This window comes from Novosphingobium ovatum (assembly GCF_009909235.1).
Lineage (GTDB): Bacteria > Pseudomonadota > Alphaproteobacteria > Sphingomonadales > Sphingomonadaceae > Novosphingobium > Novosphingobium ovatum.
The window spans coordinates 1-787 of sequence record NZ_JAAAPO010000012.1 but is presented as its reverse complement, the minus strand read 5'-3'; the positions used below and the strand labels follow the sequence as shown (position 1 = coordinate 787).

The window sequence follows — 787 nt, the reverse complement described above, 5'->3', positions numbered from 1 at the left end:
GGTGGGAGGTAGCCTTGCGACGTTTACGGATGGGGATGATTGGCGGCGGTCCGGGTGCATTTATTGGCCCGGTGCACCGGATTGCGGCGGAACTGGACCGCGAGATCGAGCTGGTGGCGGGGGCTTTCAGTTCCAGCGCCGAGAAGTCGCGGGTTGCGGGCGAGAGCTATCGGATTGATCCGAGCCGCGCCTATGCCGACATCGCGACGATGCTGGAGCAGGAATCCAAGCGTCCTGATCCCATTGATTTCGTGGCGATCACCACGCCCAACCACATGCACCTGCCCGCGGCCAAGGCGGCGCTGGAGGCGGGCTTTGCGGTGATTTGCGACAAGCCCGCGACGACCACGCTGGCGCAGGCGCACGAACTGGCCGAGGTCATCGCGCGCAGCGGCAAGCCCTTTGGCCTGACCTACACCTATTCGGGCTATCCGTTGGTGCGCGAGGCCCGTGAACGGGTGGCCGCAGGCGCGCTGGGCCCCATCCGCAAGGTGGTGGTGGAATATCCGCAAGGCTGGCTGGCCAAGCCCGACACCGGCAAGCAGGCCGAGTGGCGCGCCGACCCGGCGCGGTCGGGCGTGGGTGGCTGTGTGGCGGACATCGGCGTCCATGCCTTCCATCTGGCAGAGTTCATCACCGGGCTGCAAGTCACGGAAATCCTTGCCGATCTGGGCACGGTGGTGCCGGGCCGCATGGTGGATGACGACTGCCAGATCCTGCTGCGTTTCGCGAATGGCGCGCGCGGCGCGTTGCTGGCCAGCCAGATTTCGGTGGGCGAACGCAACGG

The 787-nt window shown here is 66.7% G+C and carries 1 protein-coding gene; it reads left to right on the top strand.

Features of this window, described 5'->3' with window-relative positions; genetic code table 11:
* Window positions 1-71 precede the first annotated feature (71 nt).
* The coding region (locus GTZ99_RS16690) for a Gfo/Idh/MocA family protein (RefSeq protein ID WP_320076708.1) at window positions 72-787 on the top strand (716 nt) is incomplete at its 3' end.